Source organism: Pseudomonas sp. Pseusp88 (assembly GCF_047303955.1).
Lineage (GTDB): Bacteria > Pseudomonadota > Gammaproteobacteria > Pseudomonadales > Pseudomonadaceae > Aquipseudomonas.
The window spans coordinates 26,022-46,593 of record NZ_JBGLYM010000027.1 but is presented as its reverse complement, the minus strand read 5'-3'; the positions used below and the strand labels follow the sequence as shown (position 1 = coordinate 46,593).

The 20,572-nt window shown below is 58.8% G+C and carries 18 protein-coding genes; 1 reads left to right on the top strand and 17 read right to left on the bottom strand.

What is annotated here, in order from left to right; genetic code table 11:
* Positions 1-130: 130 nt before the first annotated feature.
* The 10 genes from ACCD02_RS25525 to sdhC all read right to left on the bottom strand — a co-directional run bounded on the left by ACCD02_RS25525 (position 131) and on the right by sdhC (position 13,275).
* Entirely contained in the window at positions 131-1,540 is a 1,410-nt protein-coding gene (locus ACCD02_RS25525) for a GAD-like domain-containing protein (RefSeq protein ID WP_413308256.1), read from the bottom strand.
* Between the two features lie 305 nt (positions 1,541-1,845).
* Positions 1,846-2,727: a succinate--CoA ligase subunit alpha gene (gene sucD / locus ACCD02_RS25520; RefSeq protein WP_259100381.1), complete on the bottom strand. Its 882-nt coding sequence runs from the start codon at positions 2,725-2,727 to the stop codon at positions 1,846-1,848.
* Complete coding sequence (gene sucC / locus ACCD02_RS25515; RefSeq protein ID WP_259100382.1) at positions 2,727-3,893, bottom strand: ADP-forming succinate--CoA ligase subunit beta; 1,167 nt, start codon at positions 3,891-3,893, stop codon at positions 2,727-2,729. Before sucC ends, sucD begins: the two co-directional genes overlap by 1 nt.
* Before the next feature lie 191 nt (positions 3,894-4,084).
* Positions 4,085-5,521, bottom strand: coding sequence for a dihydrolipoyl dehydrogenase (gene lpdA / locus ACCD02_RS25510; RefSeq protein WP_413308254.1), 1,437 nt, complete (start codon positions 5,519-5,521; stop codon positions 4,085-4,087).
* Positions 5,522-5,692: 171 nt separating this feature from the next.
* Entirely contained in the window at positions 5,693-6,928 is a 1,236-nt protein-coding gene (gene odhB / locus ACCD02_RS25505; protein WP_413308252.1) for a 2-oxoglutarate dehydrogenase complex dihydrolipoyllysine-residue succinyltransferase, read from the bottom strand.
* A 41-nt stretch (positions 6,929-6,969) separates the two neighbouring features.
* Complete coding sequence (locus ACCD02_RS25500; RefSeq protein WP_413308250.1) at positions 6,970-9,801, bottom strand: 2-oxoglutarate dehydrogenase E1 component; 2,832 nt, start codon at positions 9,799-9,801, stop codon at positions 6,970-6,972.
* Positions 9,802-10,046: 245 nt separating this feature from the next.
* Positions 10,047-10,751, bottom strand: a complete 705-nt coding sequence (locus ACCD02_RS25495; protein WP_259100386.1) for a succinate dehydrogenase iron-sulfur subunit — start codon at positions 10,749-10,751, stop codon at positions 10,047-10,049.
* Positions 10,752-10,762: 11 nt separating this feature from the next.
* Entirely contained in the window at positions 10,763-12,535 is a 1,773-nt protein-coding gene (sdhA, locus tag ACCD02_RS25490) for a succinate dehydrogenase flavoprotein subunit (RefSeq protein WP_413308248.1), read from the bottom strand.
* Positions 12,536-12,538: 3 nt separating this feature from the next.
* The gene (gene sdhD / locus ACCD02_RS25485; protein ID WP_259100388.1) at positions 12,539-12,907 is read right to left on the bottom strand and encodes a succinate dehydrogenase, hydrophobic membrane anchor protein; all 369 of its coding nucleotides are present in this window, start codon (positions 12,905-12,907) and stop codon (positions 12,539-12,541) included.
* Entirely contained in the window at positions 12,901-13,275 is a 375-nt protein-coding gene (gene sdhC, locus ACCD02_RS25480) for a succinate dehydrogenase, cytochrome b556 subunit (protein WP_413308245.1), read from the bottom strand. The genes sdhD and sdhC overlap by 7 nt, the downstream gene beginning before the upstream one ends.
* Positions 13,276-13,638: 363 nt before the next feature.
* Between sdhC and gltA the strand changes: the two genes are divergently transcribed.
* Positions 13,639-14,928 carry a citrate synthase gene (gltA, locus tag ACCD02_RS25475; RefSeq protein ID WP_259100390.1) on the top strand — a complete coding sequence of 430 codons (1,290 nt, stop codon included), beginning with the start codon at positions 13,639-13,641 and terminating at the stop codon, positions 14,926-14,928.
* A gap of 66 nt (positions 14,929-14,994) precedes the next feature.
* On the opposite strand, the gene ACCD02_RS25470 is transcribed toward gltA, so the two are convergent.
* From ACCD02_RS25470 to ACCD02_RS25440, 7 genes are all read right to left on the bottom strand, one after another.
* On the bottom strand, positions 14,995-15,600 hold the full coding sequence (locus ACCD02_RS25470) for an START domain-containing protein (protein ID WP_413308242.1): 606 nt from the start codon (positions 15,598-15,600) through the stop codon (positions 14,995-14,997).
* 56 nt (positions 15,601-15,656) lie between these two features.
* Positions 15,657-15,914 carry a YkgJ family cysteine cluster protein gene (locus ACCD02_RS25465; protein WP_413308239.1) on the bottom strand — a complete coding sequence of 86 codons (258 nt, stop codon included), beginning with the start codon at positions 15,912-15,914 and terminating at the stop codon, positions 15,657-15,659.
* An 88-nt stretch (positions 15,915-16,002) separates the two neighbouring features.
* Positions 16,003-16,728, bottom strand: a complete 726-nt coding sequence (locus ACCD02_RS25460) for a translation initiation factor 2 (protein WP_413308236.1) — start codon at positions 16,726-16,728, stop codon at positions 16,003-16,005.
* Between the two features lie 111 nt (positions 16,729-16,839).
* Positions 16,840-18,279 (bottom strand): PLP-dependent aminotransferase family protein, encoded by a 1,440-nt coding sequence (locus tag ACCD02_RS25455; RefSeq protein WP_413308233.1) that lies wholly within the window; start codon positions 18,277-18,279, stop codon positions 16,840-16,842.
* Positions 18,280-18,498: 219 nt separating this feature from the next.
* A complete protein-coding gene (locus tag ACCD02_RS25450) occupies positions 18,499-19,314 on the bottom strand; it encodes an OmpA family protein (protein ID WP_413308231.1) in 816 nt (271 codons plus the stop codon).
* Positions 19,311-19,664: a DUF4398 domain-containing protein gene (locus ACCD02_RS25445; RefSeq protein ID WP_413308228.1), complete on the bottom strand. Its 354-nt coding sequence runs from the start codon at positions 19,662-19,664 to the stop codon at positions 19,311-19,313. Before ACCD02_RS25445 ends, ACCD02_RS25450 begins: the two co-directional genes overlap by 4 nt.
* Before the next feature lie 10 nt (positions 19,665-19,674).
* Positions 19,675-20,502: a substrate-binding periplasmic protein gene (locus tag ACCD02_RS25440; protein WP_413308225.1), complete on the bottom strand. Its 828-nt coding sequence runs from the start codon at positions 20,500-20,502 to the stop codon at positions 19,675-19,677.
* Positions 20,503-20,572 lie beyond the last annotated feature (70 nt).

Sequence of the window (20,572 nt, the reverse complement as noted above, 5' to 3'; positions counted from 1 at the left end):
GCGGCTAGCCTAACCAATTAAGCAATTTATTGCACTGATACAGGGCAATCCGCGCGATGAACGCACACCTTTATGGCGCCGAGCGAGAGGCACCCAGACCCACAGCAAAATCACATCAATCCGCGTTGCGTTATAAATCCGGCTTACGCGAAACCAGCACATCCCCAACCTGCGGCGACCGCGCTTCGGCGGTTTCTCCGTCCGGGGTCAATGACAAGCCGAGCCGGACACTGCTGTCCCCCTCCTCCCAGACCCAGCCATACAACGCCTTGCCCGCACCGGCAGGCGAACACATCGGCATATTCATGCTCGCCGGTCTGCCGCCATTTTGTTCGATGCGCGCCGTGACCATGACTTCTTCCAGCTCGTTATCCGCTATACCCACCTCGGTAATCACCGCCCGTAGAGGTTCACTGCGCAATAACTGAGACAGCGCCACTGGCAGGCTTGCCCGAGAAGGTGTCGGGCGCTCGCGGTCGCTCTCCGGAATCCAGTAGTCCAGCTCGACCTTGCGCAGGGGATAGGCCGGATGCTCTACCGATTCATCCCAATCCAGGGCAGTGGCGACATCTTCCAGATCCTCCGCGCGAATCAACATGGCCTGCTCTCCTGCACCCAGATAAAACACCTGGTCGGCAGCAATCTCACGATCCTGATCGTCGTCCTTGTCCAGCGCCAGGGTGACGAGGGCGTCCCCTTGCGCCGACCGATCGAGTCGATAACCGCCCTGATAAAGCCGTGGCGGGTTGCTACGCATATCCCTGGGGTGAGTGGTCCAGCACAGCAAGCTGCACCGCCCATCCGCCGCCAGCACCAGCAGGTGATACCGACACAGATAGGCGCTGAGGTACAACCCTTCAGGATAGCCCTCGATGCTTTTTGCCAAAGCCTGGATACCGGCACGATGCCCGTCAGGCAGCGCCTGCGCCAGGGTGCCGGGGGACGGGAAGTCAAAGGCCGCGCAGGCCTGCATGATCTCGAACTGCTCCCGGAACATTGTCAGGGCGTCCTTGCGGGTGAAACGCCGCAGAATCGCGCTCAGCAGCTGATCCGGCTCGTACACCTGCCCTTCGGCCAGTACACCAGCCGTTTGCTGCGCATGCTCGTAATCGGCTGGCGAAACCAGATCGTCGAGCCAGTCCTCGTCGGTAAGCTGCTCGTTAAAGCACTGCAGCAGATCCCAGCTCAGTTGATCAATGTCCTGCTCGAAGATATCCAGCGCCGAGATGTCTTCATCTTCATCGCTCAGCTTGCGGTAATACAGCAGCGTACCGAACGGCGTCATCAGGATAGGTATACGAGGCACGTCGTCCTCTTCATGGGACACCCATTGGTCCAGGACCGGCTGCCACCGCTCCGGAGCCAACAGACACAACCGACGCTCGCCATAGTAGCCAAGCCCGTGCTCGCGCCAGAGCTCCAGCAATGGGGCTGGCAGTAGCTCGGCATAACGGGCCAGCTGGGCGGCTGTCGGGCGCTGATTGTCGGGATGGGGCGGATGGGCGTTGACGAAAGCTTGCAACTGGATGAGACCGGACACGGGTTCCTCCTGATGGGCGAGGTATCTGTGTCAGGTATTAACATGAAGCCGCAGGGCTGCGGGTGGCGGGATGCGCAAAAGGAGAACAGGGTCTCGGCCCATGAGCTGCCAATTTAAATGAAGGTGACCTGTCTGGGACCGGCTTTAGCCGGTAAGGCGTCGCGCCAGATCATGAATGCCCAGCCTGTAACGGCTTCTTCCCGGCTAAAGCAGGTCCCACAGAGACGCAATGCATTTCAAGGCCCGGAAAGCACAAAGGCCACCCGAAGGTGGCCTTTGCTGGTTGCGAGTCAGTCAGCCGGAGCTTACTTGACAGCCCAACCGGTCAGCTCGGCCAGGGCCTTGCCGATATCTGCCAGGGAACGCACGGTTTTCACGCCAGCGTCTTGCAGAGCAGCGAATTTCTCGTCTGCAGTGCCTTTACCGCCGGAGATGATTGCGCCCGCATGGCCCATGCGCTTGCCCGCAGGGGCAGTCACACCAGCAATGTAGGAAACGACTGGCTTGGTCACGTTTGCCTTGATGTAGGCAGCCGCTTCTTCTTCAGCCGAACCGCCGATCTCACCGATCATGACGATCGCTTCGGTCTTCGGGTCTTCCTGGAACAGTTTCAGGATGTCGATGAAGCTCGAGCCCGGGATCGGGTCACCGCCGATGCCGACGCAGGTCGACTGGCCGAAACCGGCGTCAGTAGTCTGCTTCACAGCTTCGTAGGTCAGGGTGCCGGAACGCGACACGATACCGACCTTGCCTGGCAAGTGAATGTGACCTGGCATGATGCCGATCTTGCACTCGCCCGGAGTGATGACGCCTGGGCAGTTAGGGCCGATCAGGGTAACACCCAGCTCGTCGCACTTGACCTTGGCATCCAGCATGTCGAGGGTAGGAATACCTTCGGTGATGCAGACGATCAGTTTGATACCGCCGAAGGCAGCTTCCAGGATCGAGTCTTTGCAGAAAGGAGCCGGAACGTAGATCACGCTGGCAGTAGCGCCAGTCTGTTCTACCGCTTCGCGAACGGTGTTGAACACAGGCAGGTTCAGGTGAGTAGTGCCACCTTTGCCTGGAGTCACGCCGCCAACCATTTTGGTGCCGTAGGCAATGGCTTGTTCGGAGTGGAAAGTACCCTGCGAACCGGTGAAGCCCTGGCAGATAACTTTGGTGTCTTTATTGATCAGGACGCTCATTATTTGCCCTCCGCAGCTTTGACGACTTGTTGAGCAGCGTCGGTCAGGCTGGTAGCAGCGATGATGTTCAAGCCGCTTTCTGCCAGTACTTTAGCGCCCAGTTCAGCGTTGTTACCTTCAAGGCGAACAACAACCGGGATTTTCACGCCGACTTCTTTCACTGCGCCAATGATGCCTTCGGCAATCATGTCGCAACGAACGATACCGCCGAAGATGTTGACCAGTACTGCAGCGACGTTGGTGTCGGACAGGATGATCTTGAAGGCTTCGGTCACGCGCTCTTTGGTAGCACCACCACCTACGTCGAGGAAGTTGGCTGGCTTGCCGCCGTGCAGGTTGACGATGTCCATGGTACCCATGGCCAGGCCGGCACCGTTGACCATGCAGCCGATGTTGCCTTCCAGGGCTACGTAGTTCAGTTCGAACTTGGCAGCGTGCGCTTCGCGCGGATCGTCCTGCGACGGATCGTGGAAAGTCTTCAGCTTGGGCTGACGGTACATGGCGTTGGCGTCGATGTTGATCTTGGCATCGAGGCAGTGCAGATCGCCGTCAGCCTTGATCACCAGCGGGTTCACTTCCAGCAGGGCCAGATCGTGATCCTGGAACAGTTTGGCCAGACCAACGAAGATCTTGGCGAACTGGGCAACTTGCTTGCCTTCCAGACCCAGTTGGAACGCCAGGTCGCGACCCTGGAATGGCTGAGCGCCAACCAGTGGATCGATAGTGGCCTTGAGAATCTTCTCAGGAGTGTCGTGAGCGATCTTCTCGATGTCCACGCCACCTTCGGTGGAAGCCATGAACACGATACGACGGCTGGAACGATCCACAACAGCGCCCAGATACAGCTCTTTGGCGATGTCGGTGCAGGATTCAACCAGGATCTTGGTGACTGGCTGGCCATTGGCGTCAGTCTGGTAGGTTACCAGACGCTTGCCCAGCCACTGCGAAGCGAAAGCCGCAGCGTCTTCTTTGCTGCGAACCAGCTTGACGCCGCCCGCTTTACCGCGGCCACCAGCGTGAACCTGGGCTTTGACAACCCACTCGCTGCCGCCGATTTTGTCGCAAGCTTCTGCTGCTGCTTCCGGGGTGTCGACTGCGTAGCCTTTGGAAACTGGCAGGCCGTATTCAGCAAACAGCTGCTTACCCTGATACTCGTGGAGATTCATGCTTATTACCGTCTTCGTTAGGTACTGCGCATTCGGTGCTGCACATCGTGGGTGCCGCACCACCTGTGACCGCTTGTCCCGGTGATTGCCGGAAAGTTCCTGCAATCACCGGGAGGTCGAGTCCAACGGACCTTCCGCGGTGAGTCTTGCTCGCAAGGCTCACGACGGGCAGTCCGTCGTGGTTTTCTTTCTTAGCGTTTTTTCTTGTTCTGGATGTGGATGGCACCGCCATTCACAGCCAGGGCTGCTTCGTGCAGCGCTTCGGACAGTGTCGGGTGGGAGAAGACCATCATGCCGATGTCTTCGGCACTGGTGCCGAACTCCATGCCGATCGCGCCCTGCTGAACCAGTTCCGCAGCGCCCGGACCAATGACATGTACACCCAGTACACGGTCGGTCTTGGCGTCAGCGATGACCTTGACGAAACCGCCAGTGTCGTTGGCAGCCATTGCACGGCCGCTGGCCGCGAACGGGAACTGACCGACGTTAACTTCAACGCCTTCGGCCTTCAAGGTCTGCTCGGTTTTACCGACCCACGCGATTTCCGGGTGAGTGTAGATAACCGAAGGGATCAGGTCGTAGTTCATCTGGGTCTTGTGACCCTTGATGCGCTCTACCACCATGATGCCTTCTTCCGAGGCTTTGTGTGCCAGCATCAGACCACGGACCACGTCACCAATCGCATAGACGCCAGGAACGCTGGTCTCGCACTGATCGTTGACGAAGATGAAGCCGCGCTCGTCGATATCGACGCCGCTATCGGCAGCCAGCAGGTCAGTTGTCACTGGACGACGGCCTACAGCAACGATCAGGCGGTCGAACGTGATGTTCTGCTCACCGTCTTTGTCGGTGTAGTTGACGACAACTTCGTTGCCGTTGACTTTCGAGCCGGTAACGCGAGCGCCCAGCTTGATGTCCAGGCCCTGCTTGGTGAAGGTCTTCTGGGCTTCCTTGGCAACGGCTTCGTCAGCCGCTGGCAGGAACTTCTCCAGAGCTTCCAGAACGGTCACCTTGGAACCCAGGCGCGACCACACCGAACCCAGTTCCAGGCCGATAACGCCAGCACCGATAACGCCCAGACGCTCAGGCACGGCCTGGAATTCCAGGGCGCCAGTGGAGTCGACGATGACGTTCTGGTCGACCGGAGCCGGTGGAATGTCGATCGGACGCGAGCCGGAAGCCAGGATGATGTTGTCGGCTTCGATGACTTCGGTGGTGCCGTCAGGCTTGGTCAGCTCGACTTTCTTGCCGGCCAGCAGTTTGCCGTGGCCTTGCAGGGAAGTGACGCCGTTGGCCTTGAACAGGCTGGCAACGCCGCCGGTCAGGCCCTTGACGATCTGGGACTTGCGGCCAACCATTGCAGCCACGTCCATCTTCACTTCGGAAGTGGAGATACCGTGTACCGCGAAACCGTTCTTGGCTTCGTAGAACTTCCAGGAGCTGTCCAGCAACGCCTTGGATGGAATGCAACCTACGTTCAGGCAAGTACCGCCCAGGGCCAGCTTGCCCTCCTTGTCCTGATACTTCTCGATGCAGGCAGTCTTCAGACCAAGTTGTGCAGCCTTGATCGCGGCGACATAACCGCCAGGGCCAGCGCCAATCACTACTACGTCGAATTTCTGGGACATAAAAAAGAGTTCCTCTTTGAGCTGCTAGCTTCAAGCTGCAAGCTGCAAACGTGCCTGTGATGCTCTACAGACGAACGTTGCAGCCTGTTCATTAAGGTGTTGCGACGACCCGGGCCCCAGCGCCGAGCTGCTTTACTCGCAGCTCGTAGCTTGCAGCCCGGAGCTGCCCCATCAGATATCCAGCAGCAGACGAGCCGGATCTTCCAGCAGGTTCTTGATGGTAACCAGGAAGGTCACGGCTTCTTTGCCATCGATCAGACGGTGATCGTAGGACAGAGCCAGATACATCATAGGACGGATAACAACCTGACCGTTGATCGCCATAGGACGCTGCAGGATGTTGTGCATGCCCAGGATGGCCGCTTGAGGCGGGTTGACGATCGGAGTCGACATCATCGAACCGAAAGTACCACCGTTGGTGATGGTGAAGGTACCACCGGTCATCTCGTCGATGGACAGCTTGCCGTCGCGGGCTTTCTTGCCGTAAGCAGCGATGCCGCCTTCGATTTCAGCCAGGCTCATCTGCTCGGCATTACGCAGAACCGGAACCACCAGGCCACGGTCACTGGAAACTGCAACACCGATGTCAGCGTAGCCGTGGTAGACGATATCGGAACCGTCGATCGACGCGTTGACCGCAGGGAAGCGTTTCAGCGCTTCGGTAGCAGCCTTGACGAAGAACGACATGAAGCCCAGACGCACACCGTTATGGCTCTTCTCGAACAGGTCCTTGTACTTCGAACGCAGAGCCATGACTTCGGTCATGTCCACTTCGTTGAAGGTGGTCAGCATCGCCATGTTCGACTGAGCTTCAACCAGGCGCTTGGCCACGGTGGCGCGAACGCGGGTCATCGGCACGCGCTTCTCGGTGCGGTCGCCAGCGGCGAACACAGGAGCAGCGGCAGCAGCGGCTGGCTTGGCGGCAGGAGCGGCAGCTGGAGCGGATTTCTTCGCTTCAACGGCGGCTACCACGTCTTCCTTGGTGACGCGGCCATCTTTACCGGTGCCCTTGACGCTGGCCAGGTTGATGCCATTTTCTTCAGCCAGCTTGCGGGCAGCAGGAGCGGCGACAGCGTCGTCGTCAGCAGCGGCAGGTGCGGCAGCCGCCTGGGCCGGCGCAGCAGCAGCTGCTGGAGCAGCAGCGGCAGCAGGAGCAGCCGATGCGGTACCGCCAGCATCCAGGGTAGCGATCAGTTCGTTGGACAGGACGGTTTCGCCCTCGCCTTTCACGATCGATGCCAGTACGCCGTCAGCTTCGGCCAGTACTTCGAGGACTACCTTGTCGGTCTCGATGTCGACCAGCAGTTCATCACGCTTGACCGCCTCGCCCGGCTTTTTGTGCCAGGTGGAAATGGTGCCGTCGGCAACGGATTCCGGGAAAGAGGGGGCTTTGATCTCGATAGCCATTATCTGTAATTCCTTAATTCGGTTTCTAATGCGCGAAGGCGTTAAACAGTGAAGGCATCTTGCAGCAGTTTTTCCTGCTGCTCGGCGTGCATCGATGCATAACCACAAGCGGGTGCTGCAGAAGCATCACGACCGGCATACTCGAGAACGAGGTTGCGGTTGTGGTTGCCAATGCTGCGACGCAGGTGATGCTGACTGCTGTACCAGGCGCCCTGGTTCATCGGCTCTTCCTGACACCAGACCACATGGGTCAGGTTGCCGTACGGAGCGATGGCTTCCATCAGGTCGTCTTCCGGGAACGGATACAGCTGCTCGATACGCACGATGGCGATATCTTCGCGGCCTTCGGCACGACGTTTTTCCAGCAGGTCGTAGTAAACCTTGCCACTGCACAGAACCAGGCGAGTCACCTTGGCGGCATCGAGAGTATCGATTTCCGGAATGACCGTCTGGAATGAACCATGGGCCAGATCTTCCAGGGTCGAGATTGCCAGTTTGTGACGCAGCAACGACTTCGGAGTCAGAACAACCAGCGGCTTGCGCAGCGGACGAATCACCTGGCGACGCAGCAGATGGTAGATCTGCGCCGGGGTGGTCGGTACGCATACCTGGATGTTGTGCTCGGCACACAGTTGCAGGTAACGCTCCAGACGCGCGGAGGAGTGCTCCGGACCCTGACCTTCATAACCATGCGGCAGCAGCATGGTCAGACCGCACAGACGGCCCCACTTGTGCTCGCCACTGGTGATGAACTGGTCGATCACGACCTGGGCGCCGTTGGCGAAGTCACCGAACTGGGCTTCCCAGATCACCAGCGCGTTTGGCGAGGTGGTCGAGTAGCCGTATTCGAAGGCCAGTACCGCTTCTTCCGAGAGGAAGGAGTCGTACAGGTCGAAACGTGGCTGACCGGCATACAGGTTTTGCAGAGGGATATAGGTGCTGGCATCCTTCTGGTTGTGCAGAACGGCATGACGGTGCGAGAACGTACCGCGGCCAATGTCCTGGCCAGTCATACGGATCGGATGGCCTTCGAAGGCCAGCGTCGCGTACGCCATGGTTTCGGCATAGCCCCAGTTGATCGGCAGGCCACCGGCTTGCATCTTCTGGCGGTCTTCGTAGATCTTCTGCACCTGGCGCTGCACCACGAAGCCTTCCGGCAGTTCCATCAGCTTGGCCGACAGTTCCTGCAGGGTCTTGAGGTCGAAGCTGGTGTCGTGACGCGCGGTCCAGGCATGGCCCAGGTATGGACGCCAGTCGACGAACAGTTCCTTGTTAGGCTCTTTGACCAGGCTCTTCACAACGTGCATGCCGTTGTCCAGGGCATTGCGGTACTCGTCGACCTGGGCCTGGGCGGCTTCGGCAGTCAGAGCGCCGGAATTGACCAGTGCCTCGGCATACAGCTCACGGGTGGTGCGCTGCTTGGTGATCTGCTGGTACATCAACGGCTGGGTGCCGCTTGGTTCGTCAGCTTCGTTGTGGCCGCGACGACGGTAGCAGACCAGGTCGATCACCACGTCACGCTTGAACTGCATGCGGTAGTCGATAGCCAGCTGGGTCACGAAAACAACGGCTTCAGGGTCATCGCCATTCACATGGAGAATCGGCGCCTGAATCATCTTGGCAACGTCGGTGGCGTACTCGGTAGAGCGCGCGTCCAGCGGGTTGCTGATGGTGAAGCCGACCTGGTTGTTGATGACGATGTGTACGGTACCGCCGGTCTTGAAGCCGCGGGTCTGGGACATCTGGAAAGTTTCCAGAACCACACCCTGGCCTGCGAAGGCCGCATCACCGTGCAGGGAGATCGGCAGCACCTTGTCGCCAACGGAGTCGTTACGACGATCCTGACGGGCACGTACCGAACCTTCGACCACCGGAGAAACGATCTCCAGGTGAGACGGGTTGAACGCCATGGCCAGGTGGACTTCACCGCCTGCGGTCATGACGTTGGACGAGAAGCCCTGGTGGTATTTGACGTCACCGGAACCCAGCTCGACCTTCTTCTTGCCTTCGAACTCGTCGAACAGCTCGCGCGGGTTCTTGCCGAAGGTGTTGACCAGAACGTTCAGACGACCGCGGTGGGCCATGCCGATGACGACTTCCTTGGTGCCGTAGGAACCGGAACGCTGGATCAGCTCGTCGAGCATCGGGATCAGGCTTTCGCCACCTTCCAGACCGAAACGCTTGGTGCCCGGGTACTTGGTGCCCAGGTATTTTTCCAGGCCTTCGGCAGCGGTGACACGCTCCAGCAGGTGAGCCTGGATGTCGGCGGAGAACGCAGGACGCCCACGCACGCTTTCGAGGCGCTGCATGAACCAGTTGCGCTGCTCGGAATCGACGATGTGGGTGAATTCGGCGCCGATGGTGCGGCAATATGTCTGCTGCAACGCTTCGAGAATTTCGCGTAGGCTGGTTTCTTCCTTGCCGATGAACAAGTCACCCGCGCGGAAGGTGGTGTCCAGGTCGGCGTTGGTCAAACCGTAGTGGTTGATCGACAGGTCGGCGGGCACAGGACGCTGCCACAGACCCAACGGGTCGAGCTTGGCGCCTTGATGGCCACGCATACGGTAAGCCTGGATCAAACGCAGGACTTCGACCTGCTTCTTCTCGTGTTCGCTGCTCACGCTCCCGGCCGATACCGGTTGAGCGCGGCGCTGGTTTTTCGCCAGCAACACGAAATGATCGCGAATCGTCGAGTGCGATACATCGGTGGCAGAACTGCCGTCAGCTGGCAGCTTCTGAAAGTAGGTGCGCCACTCTTCTGGCACAGCGTTAGGGTCGTGCAGGTAGAGCTCGTAGAGCTCTTCCACATAGGCAGCGTTACCACCGGAAAGGTGGGCACTGTTCCACATGCGCTGCATCACGCTTTCTTGCATGCTTGGTCACCCTCGGTTAGGGGACACCACCGGCGAAAACGCCCCGCAGCCTCGAAAAATCAAGCTGAAAGGAATCACGCAGATAGTCCGGGTACCAGCCCGGATGCCCCTGCTGGTCTCAATTACGTCAAATAAGAGCCGCAGCTTTGTGAGCTACTGCTCAAGTTAATACTGTGGCGCCGGCTCGTGCCTGCGCCACAGGAGTTACAGGTACAGCGGTTTACGGTGCAACGGTTGAATCTGAATCAGACGCCACTTTGCAGGAGCATGTTGCGGATATGGCCGATTGCCTTGGTAGGGTTCAGACCCTTGGGGCAAACGTTTACGCAGTTCATGATCCCGCGGCAACGGAACACGCTGAACGGATCGTCCAGGGAAGCCAGACGCTCGGCGGTCTTGTTGTCACGGCTGTCAGCCAGGAAACGGTAGGCTTGCAGCAGTGCAGCTGGACCGAGGAACTTGTCCGGGTTCCACCAGAAGGACGGGCACGAAGTCGAGCAGCAGGCGCACAGGATGCACTCGTACAGACCATCGAGCTTCTCGCGCTCTTCCGGAGTTTGCAGACGCTCGATGGCCGGAGCCGGAGTGTCGTTCAGCAAATATGGCTTCACCTTCTCGTACTGCTTGTAGAAGATGCTCATATCGACGACCAGGTCACGAATAACCGGCAAACCAGGCAGCGGACGCACCACCAGCTTGTTGTTCTTGACCACGGCGGACAGCGGCGTGATGCACGCCAGGCCGTTCTTGCCGTTGATGTTCATGCCGTCGGAACCGCACACGCCTTCACGGCAGGAGCGACGATAGGAGAAACCTTCGTCCTGTTCCTTGATCAGGGCCAGTACGTCCAGAACCATCAGGTCCTTGCCACCGGTATCAACGTCGAACACCTGGGTTTTAGGCGCCGAGTCGCTGTCGGGGTTGTAACGATAAACTTCGACTTTCAACATAGCAGCCACCCTTAGTAGGTCCGAATTTTCGGTTCAAACGCCGGTACAGTCTTCGGCGCAAAGTTGACTGCACGTTTGGTAACCCGCTTCTCGCCTGGGAAGTACAGGGTGTGGCACAGCCAGTTTTCGTCGTCACGGTCTTCGAAGTCTTCACGAGCGTGAGCACCGCGGGACTCTTTGCGCACTTCAGCAGCGACCGCAGTGGCTTCGGCAACTTCCAGCAGGTTCTGCAGCTCCAGCGCTTCGATACGCGCGGTGTTGAAGCCCTGGGACTTGTCGTTGATCTTGACGTTTGCAATGCGAACGCGCAGATCGGCCAGTTGGGCAATGCCTTTCTGCATGTATTCGCCGGTACGGAACACACCGAAGTAGTTCTGCATGCAGTTTTGCAGCTCGCGACGCAGGCTGGCGACGTCTTCGCCTTCAGTGCGCTCGTTGAGGCTGTTCAGACGGCTCAGGGCAGCTTCGATGTCAGTGTTGCTGGCATCAGCGTATTCGACGCCGTCGGTCAGAGCTTTTTCCAGGTGCAGGCCGGCCGCGCGGCCGAACACCACCAGGTCGAGCAGCGAGTTGCCGCCCAGACGGTTGGCACCGTGAACCGATACGCAGGCCACTTCACCTACCGCGAACAGACCAGGGATGATCTGGTCAACGCCATTGGCGTCCTGAGTCATGGCCTGGCCGTGGATGTTGGTGGCGACGCCGCCCATCATGTAGTGGCAGGTTGGAACTACCGGTACCGGTGCGACAACCGGGTCAACGTGAGCGAAGGTCTTGGACAGTTCGCAGATGCCTGGCAGACGGCTGTGCAGCACTTCTTCGCCCAGGTGATCGAGTTTCAGCATCACGTGGTCGCCGTTAGGACCGCAACCGTTGCCGGCGATGATTTCCTTAACCATCGAGCGAGCAACAACGTCACGACCTGCGAGGTCTTTCGCGTTCGGAGCATAACGCTCCATGAAACGCTCGCCATGCTTGTTGATCAGGTAACCGCCTTCACCACGGCAACCTTCGGTAACCAGTACACCGGCGCCGGCGATGCCGGTCGGGTGGAACTGCCACATTTCGATGTCCTGAACAGGTACACCGGCACGCAGGGCCATGCCGATGCCGTCACCGGTATTGATCAGGGCGTTGGTGGTGGATGCGTAGATACGGCCCGCGCCGCCGGTCGCCAGTACAGTGGCCTTGGCCTTGATGTACATGGTTTCGCCGGTTTCGATGCAGATCGCGATCACGCCAACGAATGCGCCGTCCTGGTTCTTCACCAGATCTACTGCGTAGTACTCGTTGAGGAAGGTGGTGCCTGCCTTCAGGTTGCCCTGATACAGCGTGTGCAGCAGTGCGTGACCGGTACGGTCGGACGCTGCGCAGGTACGTGCAGCCTGGCCGCCTTTACCGAAGTCCTTGGACTGGCCACCGAACGGACGCTGATAGATACGACCGGTTTCAGTGCGCGAGAACGGCAGGCCCATGTGGTCCAGCTCGAAGACCGCAGCCGGGCCTTCCTGACACATGTATTCGATAGCGTCCTGGTCACCGATGTAGTCGGAACCCTTGACGGTATCGTACATGTGCCAGCGCCAGTCATCGTTCGGATCGGCCGAAGCGATGGCGCAGGTGATGCCACCCTGGGCGGATACCGTGTGGGAACGGGTCGGGAACACCTTGGTGACTACGGCAGTCTTGTGTCCGCCTTCAGCCAGTTGCAGTGCTGCGCGCATGCCAGCGCCGCCGCCGCCAATGATGATGGCGTCGAATGAAAGTGTATTTATGCTAGCCATGAATCAGATACCCCAAAGAATCTGCACACCCCAGACGAAGTAAGCGAACATCGCAACGCCGCAAACAGCCTGGAACAGGAAACGCACAGCAGTCGCGGACTTGCCCAGCGCCATCGGCGTCAGGTAGTCGGTCGCGATGGTCCACATGCCGACCCAGGCGTGAGCGCCCAGAGCGACCAGAGCCAGCAGGCTGAAGATGCGCATTGCAGTATGGGAGTACAGGCCGTGCCACTGGGCATAGTCGATGCCAGGGTGCGCGACCACGTATCCGATCAGGAAAATGAAATAAGCCGCGAGCACGACAGCGGAGACGCGTTGCGCCATCCAGTCGTAGAGGCCCGAACGCGAGAGGTTCGTAACGCTGGTTACCATATCCAAACTCCTGCCAGAACGATCAGCACCAGGGAAACGGCGATGATGATTTTCGAGCCCAGTCGTCCGCCTTCCAGCGTCTCACCGACACCCGCATCCATGATCAGGTGACGAATGCCCGCCACCAGGTGATACAGCAAGGAGGACAGGAGACCCCACACAACGAACTTGGCCAGAGGGCTGGTCAAGCATGCCTTCACCTCGCCGAAACCTTCCTCGGAACCCAGCGACTTGCTCAATGCGTAAAGCATGATGGCAAGGCCCAGGAAGAGAATGATGCCGGAAACGCGATGAAGAAATGACGTTACGCCGGTGATGGGGAGTTTGATGGTCCTTAGGTCTAGGTTTACAGGTCGTTGGCTTTTCACGGCTTTTTTTCACACTGAAGAGCCCCTAACAATCAGGGCAAGTTGTTGGGAAGTGCACTGGTCAGGTACCCACCACCCAGGGAGTGACGACCCCCAGTAAAACAGGCCCAAAAGCCACTGGCGGTCGGACGGCGAGTATAGACAGTTAGCCAACTAATGACAACGCGCAGGCCTCCCCCTAATAGCGGATTGCATTAGCGGGACAAAAGGCGTAAATGGCAGGGAAATTCGACAAAAACAGGGCTTCAAAGCCTTCTACAGCAAGACTTTAAGCAAATTGACTTTAGGATTTATCTCACTATAGTGATGCGGGCCCTGCGTGGGGGGTCTGTCTGATGATTTGAAGCATAAATAGGAGGCCATATGGCTGACAAAAAAGCGCAGTTGATCATCGAGGGCGCTGCCCCCGTCGAGCTGCCCATTCTGACCGGCACCGTAGGTCCCGACGTAATCGACGTACGCGGTCTTACCGCCACCGGCCGCTTCACATTCGACCCCGGTTTCATGTCGACCGCCTCTTGCGAGTCGAAAATCACCTATATCGATGGTGACAAAGGCATCCTGCTGCATCGCGGCTACCCGATCGAACAGCTGGCCGACCAGTCCGACTACCTGGAAACCTGCTACCTGCTGCTCAATGGCGAACTGCCAAACGCCGAGCAGAAGGCACAATTCGTCGTCACCGTGAAAAACCACACCATGGTGCACGAGCAGTTGAAGACCTTCTTCAACGGCTTCCGTCGCGATGCCCACCCGATGGCCGTGATGTGCGGTGTTGTAGGCGCCCTGTCGGCGTTCTACCACGACTCGCTGGACATCAATAACCCGCAGCACCGGGAAATCTCCGCGATCCGCCTGGTCGCCAAGATGCCGACCCTGGCCGCGATGGTCTACAAGTACTCCATGGGCCAGCCCATGATGTACCCGCGCAACGACCTGAGCTACGCCGAGAACTTCCTGCACATGATGTTCAACACCCCGTGCGAGATCAAACCGATCAGCCCGGTACTGGCCAGCGCGATGGACAAGATCTTCATCCTCCACGCCGACCACGAACAGAACGCCTCGACGTCCACCGTGCGCATGGCCGGCTCCTCGGGCGCCAACCCGTTCGCCTGCATCGCAGCCGGCATCGCCGCGCTGTGGGGTCCGGCACACGGCGGCGCCAACGAAGCCGTGCTGACCATGCTCGATGAAATCGGCGATGTGTCCAACATCGACAAGTTCATCGCCAAGGCCAAGGACAAGAACGATCCGTTCAAGCTCATGGGCTTCGGTCACCGCGTCTACAAAAACCGCGACCCGCGCGCCACCGTGATGAAGCAGACCTGCGACGAAGTCCTGCGCGAGCTGGGCATCAACAACGATCCGCAACTGGAACTGGCGATGCGCCTGGAAGAGATCGCCCTGACCGATCCTTACTTCATCGAGCGCTCGCTGTACCCGAACGTCGACTTCTACTCGGGGATCATCCTCAAGGCGATCGGCATTCCAACCAGCATGTTCACCGTGATCTTCGCCCTGGCGCGGACCGTCGGCTGGATCTCCCACTGGAAGGAAATGCTCTCCAGCCCGTACAAGATTGGCCGTCCACGCCAGCTGTACACCGGCTACGAGCCTCGCGACATCGTGCCACTGGACAAGCGCAAGTAAGCGCCTGAACAAGCACAAAAAAGGGCTGCCGATTGGCAGCCCTTTTTATTGATCAGCACACAAACCCTACTTCTCAGCCACTTCCTTCAACGCCTTCAACGTATTGAACGGCGCATCCACGACGAATTTGTTGGCCAGCCAGGACGGCACGCTGCCGCCCGGCTCGGTGTGCACCTGATAGGTCACTGCCGTCTGGTTCGGGCCCTTGGGCACGAACTTCCAGAAGCCGTCCACAGCCGCTACGCGCACGAAACCCGACTCCTCGGGAATGTACCTGGGCTGCCCTTCCAGCTTGCGGGTCAGGCTGCCATCGGCACCATTGACACTGGTCACCATCAACACCGAATCACGCGGCGTCACCGGCCATGGCGTATTGAATTGGGTGTAGGTCCAGACCTTGTCGCCATCCTGCTTGAGCGCCTTCTGCATCTTGCACTCGTGAATCCACTTGCAGGCACCGGCGACGTCCTCCTGAAAGCTGCGCACCTTGGCCATGCTGGCGTTGATTACCGTTTCACCACGATAAGCCTTGTATTTGGAACCGGCCACATCACTCAGTGACACCTTGATCCCGTCTTCGTCCTTGGCCACCTGCCAGTCTTCGGCCTGAACCACCCCGGCCACCATTACAGTCAGACCGCAGACCAGCGCTATTCGATGCAGCGAACCCATTGTTTTATTCCTTATTGTCGAAGTTCCAGCCAATCAATTCCGGCGAAATGTGTTTCTCAGGCAACTGCCGTGGCCTTCTCCCACCAACCGATCAAACGAATGGCATCAGCCTGACTGTTGCCACAGACATCCTCGGCCGCGACAAAACGCCCGCAGACCGCCGGGCGCTCGGGCTTGCCGAACAAATTGCACAGCAGTTCGACCGACAGATGCAGGCAACGTTCTCCAGCGGGCTTGCCATTTGGCATCCCGGGAATGGGCGAAGTGATGGAGGGCGCGATGCAGCAGGCACCACACCCCGAACGGCAGTCCATGACGCAAACCTTCATTGAAAAAGACGAGACGCAGGATATTACTCGCTAAAACGGCCGTTTGAAAACAGCCCGATGACCTGCGCAAGCATTACTGCTTGAACTTGAAATCCAGCGCCGCCCCTTCTATCTCACGGCGATCGTTATTGCGCTGCTGCAGCTGCAGCTCATTGCTCAACAGGCGTCCGTTGAGCTGGAAGGCCTCTCTGTCGCTGGCATCCTTGGTACTGAACATCGGCGGCAGGATCGGCTTGTGCGGCGCGGTGATGACGCCTTTGGGCGGGGTCATCTGCTGCACCAGTTCCGGCGGCAGGCTCAGGTCCAGCTTGGGCTGGCTCAGGCGCGTGTCCTTGACCACCTCTCTGGCTGGCTTGCTTTTGTTGACCACTGGCTCACGCTTGAGGGTGGCCCTGGAGACCTCTGAAGTAGCCTTGGGGGTCGGCAACTTGAGTGCATCAGCCTTGACCTGGGCTTCCTTGACCGGCGATACCTTGCCTGGGGCAGCGGGCTTGCTCGCCACTACCGGAACCACTGGCACATTGGGCTTGAGCTCATGCACAGGCTCCTGGTCCGGCATCGAAGGCGCCACCTTGGCCACGGGCGTCTGCTCGACCTCGGCCTTGACCACCGGCGCCACAGGGACAGGTGCCAGCGGTTGCGCAGGCACAGCTGGCGCGGGAGCCGCAGGCGCCTCGACGGCGGCCTGAGGCGCACTGGCGGGGGTTTCAGTCTTTGGCTTGGGCACAGGGGGTTGCTGAGCGTCACAGGCGCTCAGCAGAACGATGACCAGCAATGCAGCAAAACGGTAAACATTCATAAGCAGAACTGACAACGGCAGAGGGCCATATGCTGGCCTGTTGAAGGCCAGCTGACAAGACACAAAGAAAAACGATCTGTAAAGATAGTGACCGCACGCCGCTGAATAAGATCAATAAGGGTGTGCAGCTTCGTGACAAAGCTGCTTGGCCAGCATCCCCAGCGTCATCAGCGCACGGTCTGCCTCGCGATTCCAAGGGATGCCGCAATTGAGGCGAATGCAGTGATTGAACTGCTCGGTATTACTGAAGATCAGCCCCGGCGCAATACTGATGCCCTGCTCCAGCGCCCGGACATGCAACTCCTGGGTATTGACTCGCCCCGGCAGGCTGACCCAGAGGATAAAGCCGCCCAGAGGCCTGCTCATCTGCGTACCTTCGGGAAAGTGCTGCTGCACACCCAACTGGAACGCACTGAGATTCTTTCTGTATTCCTGACGGATAAAGCGCAGATGCCTGTCGTAACCGCCATTCTCAAGGTAGGCCGCTACCCCCATCTGGGTCACGCTACAGGCGGAATGCGTAGTGAAGGTCTGCAGGCGCTGGATGTCCGCCTGATACTTGCCAGGAATCATCCAGCCGATACGCACGCCGGGTGACAGGGTCTTGGTGAAGCTGGAGCAGTAGATCACCCGGCCAAGGCGATCAAAGGATTTCAACGACTTGGTACGGCCCTGCTCGAACATCAGCTCGCCGTAGATATCGTCCTCGACAATCTGGATATCGAAGTCCGAAGCCAGGCGCAGCAAGTGTTTCTGCCGCTCTTCCGGCATGGTACTGCCCAAGGGATTGCTCAGGCGCGAGGTCAGCACCAGGGTCTTGATCGACCACTGATTGGCCGCCAGCTGCAGGGCTTCCAGGCTGATACCGGTGACTGGGTCACTGGGGATCTCGATGACTTTCAGGCCCAGCAGATCAGCCAGTTGCAGCAGGCCGTAATAAGTCGGCGACTCCGCTGCAATCAGGTCGCCCGGACGGGTCAGGACCCTTAGCGACATCTGCAGCCCGTCGACGCAACCATGGGTGATGACTACTTCTGACGGATCGACCACCACGCCGGCATCCCGCATGCGAATGGCAACCTGACGACGCAACGGCTCAAAACCGGGGCTGAACATGTAGCTGAACGCCCGCGAGCTGTGGAAACGAGTGACTTTGGCGATCTGCTGGTGCAAGGCTCGCACCGGCAGGTAGTCGACGTGGGGTACGGCAGCACCCAGGGGAAACACCCCTTCCCGCCGGGACTCCATCAGCACCTGTTGGATAATGCTGCTGCGGGTAACCAGCCCAGGCCGCTCGACCCGCGCAATATCGGGGGTCGGCGCCGTCAGCGCGGGAGTCTGGTGCACGTAGTAACCCGACTGCGGCCGCGCCCGGATCAGCCCCTGATCTTCCAGGTTGGCGTAGGCCTGCAATACGGTCGCATGGCTGACATTAAGCTGCGAACTCATTTTGCGTACCGAAGGTACGCGTTCACCGGGCTGATAAACACCTCGACGAATGTCCTCAGCCAACTGCTGGGCTATACGTTGATAGAGCAAAAGATTGGTCATGATCCTGGCCTCGATCCTTGCCGACAGCAGGTTTTCAAAATGAAAACAGTCGGTAATTTACCTCATTATTCTGGAAGTGTACTGGGACAGTTTGACGCAGGGCTAGCACTATTGCGTATTGAAGAAAAATAATTTATGGCAAAAGCGCCAATGTGCAGGGTGTTTGCGCATAAAAAATCCCGACCACGCGTCCGCAATCGGGATTTTTTTGATTTTTTTTCAGCGAGCAGTGCCCAGATGGCCCTTTTCGTCAGAAAAAACGATTTCGACCCGGCGATTCATGGCCCGGCCACGCTCGGAAGTGTTCGCAGCCACGGCAAATTCATCACCATAACCTTCGACCTGAATACGCTTTTCAGCGATGCCGAGGTCAGTCAGCACATCGGCAACGGCCTGGGCGCGATCCTTGGACAGTTGCAGGTTCTCCTGCTTGTCGCCAGTGCTGTCGGTGTAGCCCTCGATGCGAACCACTCGCGCCGGATTGAGCTGAAGGAACTGCACCAGTTTCAGCACAGTACGGTTGGCCGATGGCTTCAGCTCCGCCTGGCCGGTATCGAAGAGCGTATCGCCAAGGGTCAGAACCAGCCCGCGATCGGTCTGGGTCGTGGCGAGGGCGACAATCTGATCCTCCAGCCACTGGCCCTGGCGTTGGGCGCTGGCCAGTTTGGCTTCACGCAAAGCCAGTTGCAGGCGCTGGCGTTCGAGCTCCTGCCTGGCCAGGGCTTCTTGATTGAGCATCAGCTGACTGTGCTCCCGGGCAATGGCACTGTAGCGGCTGCTCAGATAGGCGTAGTGACTGACATCAGCACTGCTGCCCATATAGCCGGAAAGACGATCGGCACGTCCGAGCAATTCTCCGGCACGGATCACATCCCTGGGTGCGCTGCGCAGTACATCCGGGTCTTCTTTGACTTTCTGAAAGTCGGCACTGGCCTGGCGCAAGGCCTCATCGCTGTCTCGATGCCCGGCACACCCGTACAGTCCTGCCGAACCCAACAATACACACACACTGATTAACCGGGGAAGGCGGCTCATTGCGCAGTCCCCAGCTGTTTATGCAGGCGATTGAGACGGGTATCGAGCTGATGCAACTGCTCTTCGCTCTTGGTCACCAGCACTTTGGCCTCGGCCAGGCGCGCATCCAGCTCGGCCTCTTCGGCCTGCATGCGTGCATCCTTGTAGGATTTGCCGAGCATCGCGGAACGCGCCTGAGCGTATTTGGCCTGGGCCATCTGCATATCGGCTTCATCATCGGCGGCACCGACGGCCTTGGCCTGCTCGATGGCCTGCTCAGTCAATTTCAGTTGTTCGGTGGGCGCCGGATCGCTGGCACAACCGGCCAGGCTGGCCACTGCCAGGGCGGCGAATAGAGGACGGATACTCACAAAAACATTCCTACTTGTTCAGGACACTGGTGCTGCCGGATTGCTGCAGATGAGCTTTCCAGAGGTCAAGATTGCGCTTGACCGCCTCGTCCGACAGCCCGGAGGCGGAGGATTCTGTCATCTTTTTCGCCAACTGTCCGCGTAACCAGGGGTCGTTGCAGGGTGAATTGAACGACAGCGCCAGATAAAAACCGGGCTTGTCCAGGGGCAATGGCTGGGGCATCAAGTCGTTGGCAAAGCCCAGAGTCTGGCTCAACGCCATCCCTGCGTAGTGCCCGGCGAGGACGTATTCGACCTGGCCCAGCATCAGTTTCTGGAAAGCCTGGGCCAGATTTGGCACACGCTCGAGAGTCAGATGCTCCTGCGCCGAGCCTTCAAAAGAACGAGTCAGGCGGGTCTTCTCCGAAATCGCTCCGGGATGACCCTTGAGATCGATCAGCAGGTTGAACGGCGCCGCCTGCGTCCTGCGCGTCCAGACCATGATTTCGTTACGCATGATGGGTGGATGGATGTAATCCAGGGCTTCCAGTTGCTCTACATTCAAAGGCGCATCGGCCAGCAGGTCCATACGTCCGCTGCGCACCTCATCCAGGGCCTGACTGCGTTTACCTCCGTATAGAAGCTCAACCTTGATGCCCAGCTCCCCCGCCACCTGCTTGAGGATATCGGCATTGGCGCCGATCAGACGCTTAGGGTCTGCGGGGTCCCGCCATAAATAGGGGGGTGCATCCGGACTGCCTGTGACGATCAGCCGCTCGCACTTGCCTGCCGCGAACACCAATGACGGCAACAATGCCAGCCCCAGTATCAGCGCTGACAACGGCTTTACCTGGCCCATGAAATCCTTCCTTTATTTAACGCAATAAAAAACCCGCTCCCGAGAAACATGGGACCTCGCGACAAGCCAC

Excerpts from the sequence above, each read along its gene's own strand:
- sucD (WP_259100381.1), bottom strand. The coding sequence starts at position 2,727 with ATGAGCGTCCTGATCAATAAAGACACCAAAGTTATCTGCCAGGGCTTC.
- sucC (WP_259100382.1), bottom strand. The coding sequence starts at position 3,893 with ATGAATCTCCACGAGTATCAGGGTAAGCAGCTGTTTGCTGAATACGGC.
- lpdA (WP_413308254.1), bottom strand. The coding sequence starts at position 5,521 with ATGTCCCAGAAATTCGACGTAGTAGTGATTGGCGCTGGCCCTGGCGGT.
- odhB (WP_413308252.1), bottom strand. The coding sequence starts at position 6,928 with ATGGCTATCGAGATCAAAGCCCCCTCTTTCCCGGAATCCGTTGCCGAC.
- ACCD02_RS25500 (WP_413308250.1), bottom strand. The coding sequence starts at position 9,801 with ATGCAAGAAAGCGTGATGCAGCGCATGTGGAACAGTGCCCACCTTTCC.
- ACCD02_RS25495 (WP_259100386.1), bottom strand. The coding sequence starts at position 10,751 with ATGTTGAAAGTCGAAGTTTATCGTTACAACCCCGACAGCGACTCGGCG.
- sdhA (WP_413308248.1), bottom strand. The coding sequence starts at position 12,535 with ATGGCTAGCATAAATACACTTTCATTCGACGCCATCATCATTGGCGGC.
- sdhD (WP_259100388.1), bottom strand. The coding sequence starts at position 12,907 with ATGGTAACCAGCGTTACGAACCTCTCGCGTTCGGGCCTCTACGACTGG.
- gltA (WP_259100390.1), top strand. The coding sequence starts at position 13,639 with ATGGCTGACAAAAAAGCGCAGTTGATCATCGAGGGCGCTGCCCCCGTC.
- ACCD02_RS25470 (WP_413308242.1), bottom strand. The coding sequence starts at position 15,600 with ATGGGTTCGCTGCATCGAATAGCGCTGGTCTGCGGTCTGACTGTAATG.
- ACCD02_RS25465 (WP_413308239.1), bottom strand. The coding sequence starts at position 15,914 with ATGGACTGCCGTTCGGGGTGTGGTGCCTGCTGCATCGCGCCCTCCATC.
- ACCD02_RS25460 (WP_413308236.1), bottom strand. The coding sequence starts at position 16,728 with ATGAATGTTTACCGTTTTGCTGCATTGCTGGTCATCGTTCTGCTGAGC.
- ACCD02_RS25455 (WP_413308233.1), bottom strand. The coding sequence starts at position 18,279 with ATGACCAATCTTTTGCTCTATCAACGTATAGCCCAGCAGTTGGCTGAG.
- ACCD02_RS25450 (WP_413308231.1), bottom strand. The coding sequence starts at position 19,314 with ATGAGCCGCCTTCCCCGGTTAATCAGTGTGTGTGTATTGTTGGGTTCG.
- ACCD02_RS25440 (WP_413308225.1), bottom strand. The coding sequence starts at position 20,502 with ATGGGCCAGGTAAAGCCGTTGTCAGCGCTGATACTGGGGCTGGCATTG.